This is a genomic window from Rhizobium sp. SRDI943, from assembly GCF_057653695.1.
On sequence record NZ_CM172787.1, the window covers coordinates 93609 to 109962 of the forward strand.

At 59.5% G+C, this 16354-nt stretch carries 17 protein-coding genes, 1 tRNA gene and 1 pseudogene; 15 read left to right on the forward strand and 4 right to left on the reverse strand.

Annotation, left to right across the window (positions count from 1 at the left end):
- Window positions 1-86: 86 nt before the first annotated feature.
- The 4 genes and pseudogenes from AC245Y_RS00495 to AC245Y_RS00510 all read left to right on the forward strand — a co-directional run bounded on the left by AC245Y_RS00495 (window position 87) and on the right by AC245Y_RS00510 (window position 4465).
- Window positions 87-1606 (forward strand): annotated as a pseudogene (locus AC245Y_RS00495) (ATP-binding protein).
- A gap of 122 nt (window positions 1607-1728) precedes the next feature.
- Window positions 1729-1805 (forward strand) — tRNA-Arg (locus AC245Y_RS00500).
- A gap of 481 nt (window positions 1806-2286) precedes the next feature.
- On the forward strand, window positions 2287-4218 hold the full coding sequence (locus tag AC245Y_RS00505; protein ID WP_017995900.1) for a membrane protein: 1932 nt from the start codon (window positions 2287-2289) through the stop codon (window positions 4216-4218).
- A 28-nt stretch (window positions 4219-4246) separates the two neighbouring features.
- Complete coding sequence (locus AC245Y_RS00510) at window positions 4247-4465, forward strand: hypothetical protein (RefSeq protein ID WP_012755836.1); 219 nt, start codon at window positions 4247-4249, stop codon at window positions 4463-4465.
- A 92-nt stretch (window positions 4466-4557) separates the two neighbouring features.
- On the opposite strand, the gene AC245Y_RS00515 is transcribed toward AC245Y_RS00510, so the two are convergent.
- Window positions 4558-4803 (reverse strand): DUF982 domain-containing protein, encoded by a 246-nt coding sequence (locus AC245Y_RS00515; protein WP_012755837.1) that lies wholly within the window; start codon window positions 4801-4803, stop codon window positions 4558-4560.
- Between the two features lie 238 nt (window positions 4804-5041).
- Window positions 5042-5563 carry a hypothetical protein gene (locus tag AC245Y_RS00520; protein ID WP_017995901.1) on the reverse strand — a complete coding sequence of 174 codons (522 nt, stop codon included), beginning with the start codon at window positions 5561-5563 and terminating at the stop codon, window positions 5042-5044.
- A 205-nt stretch (window positions 5564-5768) separates the two neighbouring features.
- On the opposite strand from AC245Y_RS00520, the gene AC245Y_RS00525 reads away from it, so the two are divergent.
- Window positions 5769-5951, forward strand: a complete 183-nt coding sequence (locus tag AC245Y_RS00525; RefSeq protein WP_012755839.1) for a hypothetical protein — start codon at window positions 5769-5771, stop codon at window positions 5949-5951.
- A 27-nt stretch (window positions 5952-5978) separates the two neighbouring features.
- Entirely contained in the window at window positions 5979-6275 is a 297-nt protein-coding gene (locus AC245Y_RS00530) for a hypothetical protein (RefSeq protein WP_017995902.1), read from the forward strand.
- A gap of 262 nt (window positions 6276-6537) precedes the next feature.
- Here the strand turns inward: AC245Y_RS00530 and AC245Y_RS00535 are convergent, their stop codons facing one another.
- Entirely contained in the window at window positions 6538-7029 is a 492-nt protein-coding gene (locus AC245Y_RS00535) for a hypothetical protein (RefSeq protein WP_017995903.1), read from the reverse strand.
- Window positions 7030-7240: 211 nt separating this feature from the next.
- Between AC245Y_RS00535 and AC245Y_RS00540 the strand changes: the two genes are divergently transcribed.
- Entirely contained in the window at window positions 7241-7828 is a 588-nt protein-coding gene (locus AC245Y_RS00540; RefSeq protein ID WP_012755842.1) for a hypothetical protein, read from the forward strand.
- Between the two features lie 90 nt (window positions 7829-7918).
- Here AC245Y_RS00540 and AC245Y_RS00545 read toward each other — a convergent pair whose 3' ends face one another.
- On the reverse strand, window positions 7919-8617 hold the full coding sequence (locus tag AC245Y_RS00545; protein WP_012755843.1) for a class I SAM-dependent methyltransferase: 699 nt from the start codon (window positions 8615-8617) through the stop codon (window positions 7919-7921).
- 199 nt (window positions 8618-8816) lie between these two features.
- Between AC245Y_RS00545 and AC245Y_RS00550 the strand changes: the two genes are divergently transcribed.
- From AC245Y_RS00550 to AC245Y_RS00585, 8 genes are all read left to right on the forward strand, one after another.
- Entirely contained in the window at window positions 8817-9137 is a 321-nt protein-coding gene (locus AC245Y_RS00550; protein ID WP_012755844.1) for a hypothetical protein, read from the forward strand.
- A gap of 191 nt (window positions 9138-9328) precedes the next feature.
- Window positions 9329-9700 carry a hypothetical protein gene (locus AC245Y_RS00555; RefSeq protein ID WP_012755845.1) on the forward strand — a complete coding sequence of 124 codons (372 nt, stop codon included), beginning with the start codon at window positions 9329-9331 and terminating at the stop codon, window positions 9698-9700.
- Window positions 9701-9854: 154 nt separating this feature from the next.
- Window positions 9855-10157, forward strand: a complete 303-nt coding sequence (locus AC245Y_RS00560; RefSeq protein ID WP_017995905.1) for a hypothetical protein — start codon at window positions 9855-9857, stop codon at window positions 10155-10157.
- 296 nt (window positions 10158-10453) lie between these two features.
- Entirely contained in the window at window positions 10454-11125 is a 672-nt protein-coding gene (locus tag AC245Y_RS00565; protein ID WP_012755847.1) for a class I SAM-dependent methyltransferase, read from the forward strand.
- A 19-nt stretch (window positions 11126-11144) separates the two neighbouring features.
- Window positions 11145-11780, forward strand: a complete 636-nt coding sequence (locus AC245Y_RS00570; protein WP_012755848.1) for a TetR family transcriptional regulator — start codon at window positions 11145-11147, stop codon at window positions 11778-11780.
- Window positions 11781-12087: 307 nt separating this feature from the next.
- Window positions 12088-12969 (forward strand): aldo/keto reductase, encoded by an 882-nt coding sequence (locus tag AC245Y_RS00575; protein WP_017995906.1) that lies wholly within the window; start codon window positions 12088-12090, stop codon window positions 12967-12969.
- Window positions 12970-13638: 669 nt separating this feature from the next.
- The gene (locus tag AC245Y_RS00580) at window positions 13639-14916 is read left to right on the forward strand and encodes an alpha/beta hydrolase (protein WP_012755850.1); all 1278 of its coding nucleotides are present in this window, start codon (window positions 13639-13641) and stop codon (window positions 14914-14916) included.
- A gap of 184 nt (window positions 14917-15100) precedes the next feature.
- The gene (locus AC245Y_RS00585; protein ID WP_026157558.1) at window positions 15101-16351 is read left to right on the forward strand and encodes an NAD(P)/FAD-dependent oxidoreductase; all 1251 of its coding nucleotides are present in this window, start codon (window positions 15101-15103) and stop codon (window positions 16349-16351) included.
- Window positions 16352-16354 lie beyond the last annotated feature (3 nt).

Here is a 16354-nt window from a genome sequence, read left to right on the forward strand (position 1 = left end):
CAAAGATTTGAAAGCGGAGCATCTTGGTCTAATATAGAGCTCAACGGTAAGGGCGGCCTGGGTGCTGCCGATCGGGCGAGACCAGAATGCCGATTCAAGATCAGGGCGATAATCCTTCGGCGGAAAGCCCGGCGGCCGGCGAGGCTGCAAGGGCGCCGTGCCCGTCTGCCGGCCTGTTCGGCGGCCTTTCCGGCAAGCTGCTCTGGCTCACCGTCTTCTTCATCATGCTCGCCGAAATCCTGATCTTCTTTCCCTCGGTCGCCAGCATGCGCGTGCGCTGGCTGCAGGACAGGCTGAATACGGCCGCTGCCGCCGCCATCGTCATCGATGGCCTGCAGCCGGTCGAGCTGCCGCGCGCGCTGCAGAAAGAGACGCTGGAGGCGACCGGCACCAAGGCGATCGTACTGCGCAAGGACGGCACCTCGCGGCTGCTGGCGACGACCGATATGCCGACCTCCGTCGATGAGGCCTACGATCTCACGATGTGCCGCCGGTAACGGCAATCCGCGATGCGCTCGACACGCTGGTTTTCGGCGGCGGCAGGATGATCCGCGTCTATGGTCCCGTCGGCGACACCAATACCGGCGTCGAGGTGGTGATGAAGGACAGGCCGCTGCGTAGGGCGATGTTCGTCTATTCCCGCAATGTCCTGTTGCTGTCGGTGCTGATCTCGTTGTTCACGGCGACGCTGATCTTCTTTGCGATTAACCGCATCCTCATCGGCCCGATCCGCCGGCTGACCGGCAGCATGCAGCAATTCTCCTCCGATCCTGACAACCCGGCCCATATCTATATCGGCGACGGCGGCCGCGACGAACTGGCGGTCGCCGGCCGCAACCTCACCTCGATGCAGATGGAGCTGCAGAAGACGCTGAAGCAGCAGAAGAACCTGGCAGCGCTCGGCCTCGCCGTTTCCAAGATCAATCACGACATGCGCAATATCCTGGCGTCTGCGCAGTTGATGTCCGATCGGCTGGTCGATGTCGATGATCCGATGGTGAAAAGCTTCGCCCCGAAGCTGCTGCGCACCATCGACCGCGCCGTCGGCTACACCACCGAGGTGCTGTCCTACGGCAAGGCGAGCGAATCCGCACCGCGCCGCCGCCATATCCGCCTGTTGGAACTGACCCAGGACGTCAAGGACATGCTGGCGATCGATCCGCAAAGCGGCATCGAATTCGCAGAGCAGATCGGCGCCGAGCTTGAGGTTGATGCCGATGGCGAACAGCTTTTCCGCGTCATCCACAATCTCTGCCGCAACGCGCTGCAGGCGCTGACCTCGCCGGGCGAGGGCGGCCCGGGCTCCGTCAGGCGCATCACCGTCTCCGCCCAGCGCGTCGGCAGCGTCGTCAGCATCACCGTGGATGATACCGGTCCCGGCATGCCGCTGAAGGCGCGCCAGAACCTCTTTGCCGCCTTCCGCGGCTCGGCCCGCTCCGGCGGCACCGGCCTCGGCCTCACCATCGCCCGCGAGCTGGTGCTCGCCCATGGCGGCACGATCGCGCTGGTGGAAAAACCGACGGTCGGCACGCAGTTCCGCATCGAGATCCCCGATCGCCCGGTTTCGCTGGAGGATTACCGCAGCCGGGCGCACATTGAAAAGTGACGGGGTTTCGCAAGGTGCGGCTGCTGGCAGACAAAGACGCGATTTTTTCAGAAATGCTCTTGCATTGTCCCGAAGGACGTTTTAGAGGATCGCCACGCAAGCGGCTCCGCCGCATTTTGCACGCACCCGTAGCTCAGCTGGATAGAGCACCAGACTACGAATCTGGGGGTCAGGAGTTCGAATCTCTTCGGGTGCGCCATTTCTCTTTTCATCGAAAGTCTGCCACGACCTGTTGAACCGCGGGAAGAAATTTGCCGTTCCAGGTGCTTTGCCGACGCTATCCTTCGTTCGGGCGATCAGGTGGAAGTTTCATTAGCAACAGAGCGAGCAGCGCTGCTCGATTGATTGATTTGGGTTTTTGGCTTTGCAGTAATTTGCCTAAGGATATCTTCAACCCCGCGGAAAATGCCTAAACACCGCTATCGCAGGTGTTTCGGAAAACGATATTACATATAGAATTATTCTAAAGCTAACCGGCAATAAGCTGGTTTGCGAAAAATCTATTCGCAATGGCGAGGATCTCAAGCATAACGCAACCTTTGCGTCTCTCGCGCATATTGAATTTCGTAGGACATTGGGACAAGGTGCCCGCCGCATAACGAATTCGCGACTTTATTATTGCAGTGCGTGCATTTCACTTTTCATGTGAATACCCGGGTACGTGGTGACGTAAAGGCAAAATGGCTTTTGTTCTAAACACCTTTGGTAGGTTGCAGCTCGTTGACGGGGAGGGGAGCCTCGTCGCCTTTCCCGAGAAAGGTTTGCTGCTTCTCGTCTATTTGTTGACGACCGGTGAAAGTTCGGCGGATCGAACGACCTTGGCGCGTTTTCTGTGGGGCGATGCCGATAGGGACGTTGCGCTTTCGACGTTGCGTAAGCTGATTTCGAGAGTGAAGGCCCGTCAAGCCGAACTCGGAATAAACATTCTCTCATCCCAGGGCAACATGGTCTCTCTCGACCGAAAGTCCTTGTCTTCCGACCTCCTGCTATCCGAGACCGACGAAGCGGTCGCGTCGTTCTCTCTGCTTAAACATCTTGTGAAGCTGCTGAACCAACCCTTTCTGGGGCCGGTTCACTGCCACAGCCGCGAGTTTCAACAGTGGCTTGCCGAGCGCGAAAAATGCCATATCGACCTTCTCGCAAATACATTGAAAACGGTATCGCGACGAGCGCAGTCGAGAGCGGAATCAGAACTCCTGCGAAAGGCCGCCATTATCCTGTTTCGGACGGAACCGAAGGATCCGGATACGCTGCAGTTGCTGATAGAGATATTCAAGGCGGAGGAAGAGGTTGAATCGCTTCGGACCTATTTCGAACAGCGGCGCAATTCGATTTCGCGAGGGATCGCGGTACGCGGCGCATCCGACGGTGCTGACACAAAACCCGTTCGCCCGGCGTTAGTGCCGTCAAGGGAAAAACACGTAACCGCTGCTTCCCTTGAGCCCGAGGACGTCAGCATTGCAATTCCTCGCCTGGTGCTGCTTCCACCCAGAAATCAATCCATTCATCCCCAAGCCGGTTTTTTAGCTGCGTCTTTGGTGGAGGATATCACGATTGGATTTTGCGCCTTCAACAGCCTGCAGGTCATAGCCCCATATTCGGCGGTGCAAATTGGCCACCACATGGAGACCCAGAAGGCCTTCTTTGAACGACATCACGTCAATTACATTCTCGACACTCGGATCAGCAATGCGGGCGATGACGTCACCCTGTTCGCCCAACTGATCTTTTTTGACCAGAATCAAATTGTCTGGGCAGAGAGGTTCAGCCTTGATCATCGGGATCTTGTCAAAGACAGGAGGACTGTCTCTCGACGGATTGCTCTTTCCATATCCAGCGAAATCGAGCGCCATGAGGCGTTGCGCGAGGATTTGAACCCGGCGGCTTACCATCGATATCTCGTTGGCAGGCGGCATCTGGCGCGGCTGACGCTTCCGAATCTACGGCGTGCGCGCAAGGAGATGAAAGCCGCGCTCAGCCTCAGCCCCGATTTCGCACCGGCGCTGAGTTCAATGGCGCGGACTTACTCCAAGGAATGGCTGTTGACCGCGCGGGGTGATATCGATCTGTTGAAAACGGCGGAGACCTTGGCAAAGCAGGCCACCGAAACGCGTCCGGATTTTGCCGATGGATATCGCGAGTTCGGCGTGGCGAAATTGTTGCAGGGTGCATTTGACGAAAGCGCCGAGGCAATGGAAGTGGCGGAGAGCCTCGCCCCGCACTATGCGGATGTTATTGCCGACTACGCCGACACTTTGGTTCATTGTTCGCTCCCTGCCATCGCCTTGCGAAAGATCGAGCGGGCAATCGAGCTGAACCCGCTCAGCCCCGACACCTATTTCTGGACCGCTGCCGGCGCAAATTATGCCCTTGGCGAATTCGAAGCTTCGCTGGATTACATTGGGCAGATGGCCGATGCCAGTTTGGCCGACAGGCTAGCGGCCGCAAGCTGGGCCATGTTGGGCCATCAGGACAAGGCGCGGATCTTCGTCAGGAGGTTTCGCGAAGTCAATCCGGACTTCGACGTGGACAAATGGCTGTCTGCGGTTCCGAGTAAGGAGCAATGGCATAAGGATCTTTACCGAGAAGGCCTGAAGAAAGCTGGATTTTAAACACCAATCATTAGAAGAGGGAAAAAGCATGGCTAGAGTTGTTGTTATTAGTGTTGAAGGCGACGATGATCTCTGGGTCGCTGATCTGGACGCCGGCACGGTGGTGCCTCTTCCGTCTCCCAAGTCGGGCGGGCTGAAAGCGGTAACCGACCTTCGAGCAACCGGGGCAATCGTGACAAAGGGCGTCAATCTGGCCGTGGTGGTCAAGTCTGCGGACGCGGCATTGTCGGGCCATTATGATGGCTGATCGCGCATAATCTCTGCATCATCACGCTGGATGGCGGGCCGAGATGATCGCTCGCCTTCCAGCGCCAGATAGGCGCCGCACGGGTCGTGGCCTCATTCCTTAATCGGGATTCCGGCTTCGATCGCAGCGTCGATGAACGCCTGCCGCGCCTCTTCCCGGTTTCGTTTGCCCGACATCACATCGGCGCAAACCGCACAGGCTCTATCCAAGGCAGGACCCTCTTCGGTCGGCCAGTCTTCGACCAGCGCCCATGTCGCGGCCTGGGTCGTCTGGATCACCACCCACTGATCCGGCCCTTCAAGGGCAAGCGTCACCGGCTTCTTCCAAATGGTTTGCATGATCTCAGCACCTCCGCTGCGTGCTCTCTATAGGCTGCTCACATAGCGCGGTTCATCCAGCGTGGCGAGGTGAGCGGGTGAACGAGATAGTTTCTCCAGCAGCGAGGACATCGTCGCCCGCCTTATAGGACCCATGTCTTGCCCGGAAACTCATGGCCGCCCCCACGACAGTCTCTGTGTGAGCCCTCGAAGCAATGAAACCCGCAGTCGAATATAACCGCGCATTTGCATGCGACGCCTAGAACTCCTGAACGAATTCACACGCCAGCAATGTCTTTCCTGGCAAGGCGTTGCCTTGGCGGGCAACGATGGAGACCTTTCCAGGCCCGGCCATTCCTGGTTCCGGCTGCAGATCTGCCGGCAGCTCGCGCGAATAGCCCTTGGTGGATGTGCCCAGTAGATCCGAGGTCTCCGGCTTCAAACCGTATTTTGCGGCCAGATCGTCGGCGCGTTCGCCCTCGACCAAAATTCCGACCGCGTTGCTTGCAAAGAAAACCTCGGTCGATTTAAAGCCGTCGCGGCCTATCTGGTTCGGGAGTTTGTAGATCGCCGCGCCCAAGGATGACGTGTCCGGCTTGGCCAAAGCTTCCACGACATCATAGACCTTCATTGCCGATGTCATCGTATAGGGTGGTTTGCAAAGGGCTGCGTCAAAGAATTTGTCATTGGCCGAATCGGCCAGAACCTGCCCGGCCTGAAATGCCGCAAAAGCGACGCATGCGGAGACGGCAGCGTGGCGAATGAATTTGGCGTTGTGCACGGAATATTTTCCCGAGAGAGTGGCTGTCGCGGATTGGCGCGTTGCGAGTTTCGAATGCCTAGGGGATTCGAAGTAATTATGCTACCCCAAGTTTAATCTCTCAGCTCCACTCTTCTCTTCCGTCTGGCCGTGCTGATGGGTAGGATGAGTGGCATCGGGCGCGGAGACGGAGATATCGTCGAGCCCTTCCGAAGGCAGGAAAGTCATGATCGCAGCCTATATTGATGAAATCATCATGTTTTGCGCCGGCCTGTGGATGACATCAGTCGGCTTTGGTTATCTGCCATATCCAGGCAAGCCGGCCAGCCGGCCACCGTTGATTCGCCATTTCAAGTGGATGGGTCCCTTGCTGCTCGCGATCGCAGTGGTTCTGGCGGCTGCCTCATAAGCTGCGTGCTCAGGCTGGGGTGAAGCAATGACCGATATGTTGGCCTGCCCGTCCTGCGGATTGGACAAAACAGAATCGATCGTCCACCGCGGTTCCTACATTCTCCGATGCGCCGCCTGCGGCGAAGCGATTGTCGCCACATCATTCATGGCGATGCGCGACTCGGATCACCTGTGTTCGGCCTTTATCGATCCGGGTCCCGGAAAACCTCCTCCGCCAGAGATGCTCGTCGCGCGTGGACCGCTCCGGCAGATCGCAACGGCAATTAGCGCTGCGGCGAATGATGGAACTCTGATACGTCTGATTTCTGAAGTGAAAGATTGAAGCCCGCCTTTACACAGCTGGCGCCCTCATGGGCGTAACCGGACGAGAATCTTCGCCCCGGGAACTCTCAACTGTTCCGCCAGCGGCGCCTTCCGGCTGCCGGCCGCGAGCTGATTGGCTGACGAAGAGGATGGGTAGTACCGACACTGTGATAATCGTTTTGCGCGAAACTGCTTCAGGTTTTCAAGATGGAGATCGGGAGATCAACGATAAGCACTTCTCGTCGGCCGCTCCAGTCTCACCAAGGCAGCGAAGGGAAAAACTATTGAGCGGTCGGGTGGTCTCTCAAATAGTCTTCCCTTTCTTCCTTCCCGACCAAAGATGAGTAATAGCCGCTGCAAACCAGATATGAGCACTCATCCGGGTTGCCCGTTTGCCATCCCGGCTGGCAGAGTACGACGTGATGGAATTTGGCGTTGCAAAGTCCGTGGTTTGCTAGGAGCCGCGGATCGTTTCCGAAATACGCGCTTATGGCTTTCTCGCGAGTCCAGGCAGGAACGACTTTCCAATCAGCGTCGCCGCCCTCTTCGCTCACGTTGGCGAGCGCACAGAACGACCAATTGGATATGACAATCGGCTGATCGCAGGAAAAAGCCTGGACGGCGCTTCCCAGCACGATCGAAATCAATGCCAACAATCGCCGGACGCAAACGGCCACGCTCTTCTCCCCCATACAGCTTATTCGCATCGCGCTTCTACCCCCGAGATTCATTGCAGGGATCCTATCAGAAGGGACTGGATAATAGAAGATCATAACTAAGAATATTTTCCTAGTTCACGGATCGTTCTTGCGCTAGGTTTGCCGCAATTGCAACCACGGACTGTTAGATGTTGAGCAAATTTTTTCTCCGAGGTCAGGTGATGGTGTGGACGAGCTTTGGCCGTCACGCGCGGCATGAACGGAGTTCCCGCAACAGGCTCCGGAGGGCGGGCGGATACCGATCGACAACACGGGCGAGGGGCTGATGGCGGAATTCAACCCTCGCGACAAAAGCCGAACCAGTCAAGGAAAGACGCGGGCGATGGTGCGCAGGCATACCGCTCCGCCGAGCGGCATGGATGACGGCAGTCTTCGCTGGCAATGGTTCACCATTCAGTTGCTGGAATCTGCGGCCTTCACGACATTGAGTGCGAATGCCTGCCGCGCCTTCTTCCGCATCGTCATCGAGCACACGTCGCACGCCGCCTTGGAAAACGGCAAGCTTGTCGTGACCCATCCTCAGTTCGTGTCTTACGGCGTGACCGGCGAATATGTGGCCGATGCGATCGATGAGCTCGAATATAAGGGGCTGATAAAAGTTCGCCGCGGCCGGGCGGGCAGCGGTGTCGCGCATCCCAACCGGTTCACGCTGACTTTTGTCGGTGACCATGAAGGTGCGCCGCCCACCGACGAGTGGAAGCGATGCACGGCGGAAAGGTGCCGGAAATGGTCCGAGACCGACCGCAAGATTGCCGCCGACAAACGCGGACGCGTCGGCAGGAAGAAAAAAACCCCACTTCGGAATCCCGAAATCCCCCCGCTTCGGGATTCCGAAATTCGCCGCGCTTCGTGAGCTGCGCAGGTGAAGAAACAGGCAATGATTTCAATGCCGCAACCAATTTCGGGATTCCGAAGTGCTATATAGATCTTGGTGGGGCTGTCCCTAACGAAGGCACTTTGCCACGATCAGGAACTCCGTCTCCCGCCCCCCGATCTTCCCAGCCGAAGTCGTGCGAAGCAGAAGGCCGAAAGCTTCATAGAGCCAATAAAGTGGGGGAATTCGGTCCTTGAGCGCGTGCACCTGTGTCGACACATATTCGCCGACGAAGACGACATCCATGCCGAGGTCCTTCAATGTCCCGGCAATCTCCGAATGGGATGCCTCTGCGGCGTGCTCGACGCGGAATGGGGCGTAGCCCGGCTTTCCGGCGTTTTTCTGCCTGAGAACGTAGCGATAAAACAAGACGTGGGTCCACCAGGGCGTCAGATCGGTGAAGATCCCCTTGGCTGAGTTCAGGATCGGACCCTTGACGAACACCAGACCACCGGGAGACAGGGTGTCATGGGCTCTCAACAAGGCAGAGCGCGGGCTTTCCAAATGCTCGAGAACGTCCCAGAAGACGCAGGCGTCGAAGTGACGATCTCCATAGTCGATGGTTTGAGCATCGCCGAGGATCCGCTCGGCCGCGTCCCTGTTCTTCTCCAGCTGCTCCTTGGAGATATCAACGACGGTATATCTCGCACCTTTCAAGGGGATATGCGTGCGGGAGCCGCCTCCAACCTCAAGGATATCTGTGTTGCTGTTGCCGGAAAACGCAGATTGTGCGTGCGACAGCGCGTCGTTTACCCACGGCGAAGCCATAATCCTTCCCTCCTGAAAGATTAACGTCTACGACTATAAGTAAGCATTAATATACTATTTTAGAAATATTTTAAACATCTCTGGGACGGGCGGCGCCGTCCGGCCGGAATTGAGGCAAGCCGTCAGCCTAGTTTCGCGCAACCTTCCTGATGTATCCGCAGGTTTGATGATCTTTGAGGCGCTTCAGCCGGAGGAATGCATGACGGTGGGAATTTTTCGGGCTCTGGCTGCCCTGGCGATGATGACGGCCCTTGGCGGCTGCATCGACCATGCCAATGATCCCGTACTCCTGGCGGTCGGCGTGCCGGTCAATCCGCCTGTTGTTGCGCACGGCATTTGCATGACCGACGGCAACGCCATGTATGACGAGGCAAGGAAGCAGTATCAGCTGCGCGCCCAACTGACCGGATATGCCGGGGCCGATGAGCTGGAGGCCGAAACGATAGCGCGCGCCGCCGCCCATCGCCAATATGTCGCCTGCCTCTCCGGCCAGGGCTACCGGACATTATACGCGAATTGAGAACAGAGAATTCAGCTTTCCTCACCAGCGCCGTTTGAGCCCTCTTCCTGATCGCGACTTTTCACGTTTTTCGGCGATTTAGTCACGCCGGATCGCCTGCAATCACGAGTTTTGGAAGCTGCAGGCAACGGCGGAACTCCGCACGCGGGAAAGGCATTCTCTCGAGATAAATCCAGTAAGGAGGGTTTATCATGAAAATGCTCAGACTTGCCCCTTCCACCGTCGCGCTTAGCGCCCTTCTCGCCCTCACATCGATCATCCCCGCGCAGGCGGCGCCCGCCCAGGCGGTTCGGCCGCCTGCTGTCTCGGGCGTGAAAATGGTGCAATATAAACCACATCCCGGGTCCTGGCATGGCTATCAAGGTTTCCGCACCGAGCGCCCCGGCACCCGCCGCCATTCCGATGGCTACTGGTATCCGCTTGCTGCTTTCGGCGTCGAGGCCGGCACCACAGGCTCCATCGTCCGCCCGCCGGTGAACAGGCCGGCAGCTCCGGAAATGTGCAACCCTACGTTTTCTGGATCGATCGGTCCCGGTAGCATGCCTTGCGATAACGGCTATTGAGCCGGCAAATGAAAAAGGCGGCGATGAGCCGCCTTTTTCTCGATCGGGCCGCCGCTCACATGTCCGTGACCTCTGCTTTCGCACCGTAGTATGTGACAGATCGCCTTCCTAACTCCGGGGCGTAAATTCCCCGAATCCTCCCAAGGAGACGATGATGACCACGACTTTCAAGAACGGCCTGATGGCCGCTGCCTTCGGCACAATTCTCGGCCTCTCGGCCTTCTCGGCAACGGCAGCTCCCCTTCAGTCGAGCGCGACGGAGCAGGGTGCGACGACGCGTCCGGTTGCCCAACAGGAAACCAAGGTTGAGCACAACAGGCGCACCACCGGTTCGATCGGCGAGCGCGCCTCGGAAACCACGGGCTCGACACATTATATGATGAACCCGAAGAAGCCGCTCAACCAGGATTGCAAGCTCGGCTTCAACCCGACGAGCAGCTCTAGCTGCAACTACTGACAAGGCGCTTCGGCGTTTTCGCGATCGTGAGCGGCCCGCAATGGGCTGAAGGGGCGGCCTCAGGGTCGCCCTTTCGCATGCGGGGTGACTGGTTGCGCTGGGTCCATTGTCGCCCGTTTGGAAAATGTTGCATCGAATGCAAAAATGCAATAAGTACAGAATCATGCAAACTGGTGACAGTGGGTGTTGCGAAAAGCCGCAGCCAAGAGCGATTGACGCGTCTGCCTTGGAATTGCCATGCTCGCCGCGATGGTCGCATTTTATAATCAATCGAATTTCAGACAGGTGGGATAGTCATGACTGCAAAGGCCGCATGCTCCGATTTCCTGCATTTTTTCCGCTCCTGGATCAGCAACCCGCTTCGGGTCGCGGCCATCGCGCCGTCGGGGGATTCGCTTGCCAGGATCATGACCAGTGAAATTGCCGCACTCGACGGTCCGATCATCGAACTCGGCCCGGGAACCGGCGTCTTCACCCGGGCGCTGCTGGCGCGCGGCGTCAGCGAAGCGGATCTGACCCTGATCGAGTACGGCCCGGAGTTCATCACCTCGCTGCAGGCACGGTTCCCGACGGCGCGCGTGTTGCAGATGGATGCCGCCCATCTCGCCCATGCCGATATTTTCGAGGGCGAACCGGTCGGCGCAGTCGTCAGCGGCCTGCCTCTGCTCTCCATGTCGCCCCGCAAGATCGCCTCGATCATGGCCGGCGCCTTCGCCTATATGCGCCCGGGCGGGGCCATTTATCAGTTTACCTATGGTCCGCGCTGCCCGGTGCCGCGGCCGATCCTCGATCGTCTCGGCCTGAAGGCGGTGCGCATCGGCGGCACGGTGCGCAACCTGCCGCCGGCCTCCGTCTACAGGATTTCACGCCGCAAGCCGCTGGAACTGTCGCGCGAGCGCATCAGCTATCGCCAGAGCGAGACTGAAATCGACGACGTCGCCGCCTTTTCCAACGAAACCGGCGGCTGAACGATGATGCCGGGCCGGAATGGCTGAGAACAAGCGGACGGAGACAACCGAAGGCAGGCGGGAACGCAAGCGGCGGCAGACGCGCGAGCGCATTGAGCATGCGGCGATGTCCCTCTTTCTGCAGCGCGGCTTTGAGGGCACGACGATCGAGGACATCACCGAGGCGGCCGATGTATCCAAGCGCAGTTTCTTCGATTATTTCCCCTCCAAGGAAGAGGTGGTTTTCGCCTGGCAGGATGCCTTCGCCGATCGCTTGATGGCGGCGGTCGCCGCAAGGCCGGCGGCAGAATCCTCGGTCGCCGCCGTCGAGGCGGCGATCACGGCAACCGTCATCGCTGCCGTCGACGAGCCTGGCCTGGCGCTTGGCGAACTCATCCATCGCACGCCGGCGCTGAAGGCCCGCGACCAGCTGAAATACGCCAGGCTCGAACAGAAGCTCGCCGAGGCGCTGCTGCTGCGCAAGGGAGGTGATCCGCTTGAGCGGCCCCGCATGCGCGTCCTTGCGGCCGTCGTCATCGGTGCGCTGCGCGTCGGGGCGGAACTCTGGCAGCAGCGCCCGCCGGGCGCCTCGCTTGAGGATTTCGCCCGGGAGATCTTCGCCGACCTCTGGAAGATGCTGGCGGAATTCGGCGACGAGGCGAAGACCAGGCTTTGACCCAGCCCGCCTGAGGATCACTGCGCTCGCCCGATGCGTCGGTTCGATGTCGATGTTTCCACTCATCCCTGTCATCGGGCCCTGTTATCGGGACTGGGCCGTCCTATATCTGCAAGCGTCGTAGCGGCCACATTCTGCTGATCCCGCGATAGGCGGATCATCACCATGCCGGGCATCGCTTTCGATCAGGGCAGACATTCGCGCTCGAAGGCATCTCCGAAAGCCTCGGCATTCGTGCCGCCGCTGTTTAACCGCCTCCGACCGTTCCACCGAATTTCAATGATTGATTGATAAGAGAGGAAAGACCATGTCCAATTACAACGCAGCAAAGTCAGGCACCTTCAAGATCGGCGGCAATATCGAGATCAATCGTCTCGGTTTCGGCGCCATGCGCGTCACCGGCAAGGGCATCTGGGGCGAGCCTTCCGATCATGCCGAATCCATCCGTACGCTGAAGCGCCTGCCGGAACTCGGCGTGAACTTTATCGATACGGCCGATTCCTACGGCCCCGATGTCTCCGAATGGCTGATCAAGGAAGCGCTGCATCCCTATGGCGGCAAGTCGGTCATCGCCACCAAGGGCGGCCTGACCCGCCACGGACCCGATATCTGGCTGCCTGTGGGACGTCCGGAATACCTGATCCAGCAGGCGCATAAGAGCCTGCGCAATCTCGGCGTCGAGCAGATCGATCTCTGGCAGCTGCACAGGATCGATCAGAAGGTGCCGGCCAAGGAACAGTTCGATGCGATCAAATCGCTGCTCGATACCGGCCTCATCCGCCATGCGGGTCTCAGCGAAGTGTCCGTTGCCGACATCGAGGCCGCCTCGAAGCACTTCAAGGTCGCGACCGTCCAGAACCGCTACAATCTCGTCGATCGCACCAGCGAGGACGTGCTCGATTATTGCACCAAGCACAATATCGGCTTCATCCCCTGGTACCCGCTCGCCGCCGGCGATCTCGCCAAGCCCGGCTCGCTGCTCGATACGATCGCCAAAAAGCACAATGCCGCACCCAGCCAGATCGCGCTCGCCTGGGTGCTGAAGCGCAGCCCGGTCATGCTGCCGATCCCCGGCACCTCCAAGGTCAAGCATCTTGAGGAAAACGTGGCGGCGGTTGATATCGCGCTGTCAGACGAGGAATTCTCCGCCCTCGACGCCGAGGGCAGCAAAGTCTTCAAGGCTGCTTGACGGGCAAACCGGCGAAAGATGTCTGTGCCGATGGCAGCCCCTCACCCTCACCCTCTCCCCGTAAAAACGGGGCGAGGGGACGTGCCCTGCGATGGTGCGATGGGTGGTGGGGAACGGAGAGGGTGCGGCATATCCCCTTCGCCCCGCGAGCGGGGAGAAGGTGCCGGCAGGCGGATGAGGGGCGAGTCTATCGGCGATCCGAGAGGGCCACAATTTTCGGCATAATTTTGACCATCTGGTCAAACATGCTGCAAAATGAGGCGGATACCTGTTATTTTGAGGGCAAGCCTTGCATCTAGCGCATTGCTGCATTGCGGTATTTTCGCTATTCCGAATCAAAAGAATTGGCTATTACTATCTTCGTAAGCAGCGCACTCCTCCTCCCAGCGCTCTTACATCGGACTGACAACACTCCTCCTCCCAGTTGTCAGTCAGGATCAAGAGCCCGGCGCACCTCCTCCCGCGTCGGGCTTTTTTCTTTTCTCCCCAAATCTTCCGCCCTAAATCGAAATCGATCGGTTGCCGATCCGCGCAACGCCAGTCCTGCGTTTTCGCGAGGGATTGCGCAAAACAAAGGCTTCCACCGCCCGCGGTTTGACTCGGCAAGCCTCGTCGGACTATTTGAACGGGCGCCGCCTGTCCGGTGCGTGAACCGATTGGAGTTTGGTCATGATCGGCAAAAGAGGCGGCTTGCCCGCGGCTCTGACAGGTCTTCTGATTGCAACGATGGCGCTCGCCGGCTGCGGCGGCAGGCCGGTCGGTGTCATGCAGGCGGCCGGCACCGCGGCCCCCGGCACCTCCAAGGTCGACCTGCTCGTCGCGACGACGCGCGCTGCCGACGACAATCCCGCCGTGCTTTTCTCCGGCGAACGCGGCACCGGGCTTGCCGTCAATGCCGTCGACGTCTCCATTCCGCCGGAAGCCAATCGCAAGGTCGGCCAGGTGCAATGGCCAAGCCGCCTGCCGGCCGATCCGCTGCGCGATTTCGTCACCGTTTCTGTCGATCCGCTGGAAGGCGAGCGGGCCGGCGAGACGTGGCTGAAGTCCCATATGCCGAAGAGCCGCCGCGTACTGGTCTTCGTCCACGGCTTCAACAATCGTTATGAGGATGCCGTCTACCGCTTCGCGCAGATCGTCCACGATTCGCATGCCGACGTTGCGCCCGTCGTCTTCACCTGGCCTTCGCGCGGCAGCATCTTCGATTATAATTACGACAAGGAAAGCACCAACTATTCCCGCGACGCGCTGGAGGAATTGTTGACCCGCACCGCCGCAAATCCCGCCGTTAGCGACGTCACCATCATGGCCCATTCGATGGGCACCTGGCTCACCGTCGAAGCGCTGCGGCAGATGGCGATCCGCAACGGTCATGTCGCCTCGAAGATCAACAATGTCATCCTCGCTTCGCCGGATCTCGATGTCGACGTTTTCGGCCGCCAGTTCGCCAGCCTCGGCAAGGAAAGGCCGCACTTCACCATCTTCGTCTCGCAGGACGATCGCGCTTTGGCGCTGTCGCGGCGCATCTCCGGCAATGTCGACCGGCTCGGCCAGATCGATCCTTCCGTCGAACCCTATCGCAGCAAGCTCGAAGCGGCCGGCATCACCGTGCTCGACCTCACCAAGCTCAAGGGCGGCGACCGGCTGAACCACGGCAAGTTCGCCGAAAGCCCCGAAGTGGTGAAGCTGATCGGCGACCGGCTGATTGCCGGCCAGACGATCACCGATTCCAATGTCGGCCTCGGCGAGGCCGTCGGCGCCGTGGCGATGGGGGCTGCCCAGACCGCCGGAAGTGCCGTCAGCGTCGCCGTCAGCACGCCGATTGCGATCTTCGATCCGCGCACCCGGCGCAACTACGATGCCCAGCTGAAACGTCTCGGCCAGTCGATGAACAATACCGTCGGTTCGGTCGGCGACAGCGTCGGCGCCGGCCTGCCGGCAAGCCAGTAAAAATTCCACAGAGCAATTCCAGCAAAAGTGCACAGCGGTTTTGCGTTTCGGAATTGCGAAAAAAACAAAGAAATAGAGAATTTCCGTGATTCGGAAAAAACGGAAATTCTCTAGGCATCACATCTTGATGTGATATATCAGATTCACGACGGCAATTTTGTCTGCCGTGCGATGGGTTGATGGCATGGCGGATGAGACGAAGAAGACGGTAGCGGTCGTCGGCGCAGGCGTGATCGGCGCCTCGATCGCTTTCGAGCTGCAGCGGCGCGGGTTTGATGTGACGCTGATCGACAAGGGCGAGCCGGGTCGCGGCACCTCTTTCGGCAATATGGCGAGCATCGCGCTCGATTTTGCCGCCGGTTCCGGCCCTTCGACCTGGAAGAAGATCCCCGGCTGGCTGCTCGATCCGGAAGGTCCCGTCTGGCTGCGGCCCTCCTATGCCGCCAGGATGCTGCCCTGGTTCCTGCGCTTCCTCGCTGCCGGCCGGCCCTCGCGGCTCCGAGAGATCGAGGATGCCGGCATGCGCCTGTCGAACCGGGCGCTCGGCGATTTCAGGCATATGCTCCAGGCGATTGGCGCACCCGAGTTGATGACCGAGGAGGGTTGTCTCGCGATCTACGAGACCGAGGCGGAATTTGCCGCCGACCGTGGCCATCTCGCCATGATGCAGCGCTACGGCCTCGAATTCGAGGTTTTGAGCAACGGCGCCATCCAACATTACGAACCCACTTTGTCACCGGCGATCGCCAAAGCCGTACTGCTCCCCGACAACAAGTCGATCCGCGACCCCTACAAGCTGGTGGTCAAACTCGCCGATGCCGCAAAGGCTGCGGGCACGACCTTCGTCTCCGGCACTGTCAGGAATATCGAGCGCAGGGGCGATGGCACGGCCGTCGTTCTCCTCGAGGATGGCAGGCGGATCGAGGCCGGTTCGGTCGTGCTTGCCGCCGGCGTCCACACCCGTTTCCTCGCCGAAAAGCTCGGCGAGCCGATCCCGCTCGAAACTGAGCGCGGCTATCACACGCAGATCATGAAGCCCGGCATCGCGATGCGTTATTCGGTGATCTGGCCGCATCGCGCCTTCATGGTGACGCCGACGGCGGGCGGCATCCGGGTTGGCGGCAATGTCGAGCTCGCCGGCCTCGATGCCGCGCCCGATTTCCGCCGTCCGCGGGTGCTGGTGCGCCATGCCCAGCGCGCGCTGCCCGGCCTGAAGGTCGAGGAGACGACGGAATGGATGGGGCACCGTCCGGCGCTGCCCGATACGATCCCGATCATTTCGCCGTCGTCGAAACTGCCCGGCGTTTTTTATGCGACCGGCCACGGCCATCTCGGCCTGACCTTTTCGGCAACGACAGCGCTGGTGATCGCCGATATGGTGACCGGGCTCAAACCATCCCTCGATATGACCCCGTTCCGCATAGACCGTTATTAGGAG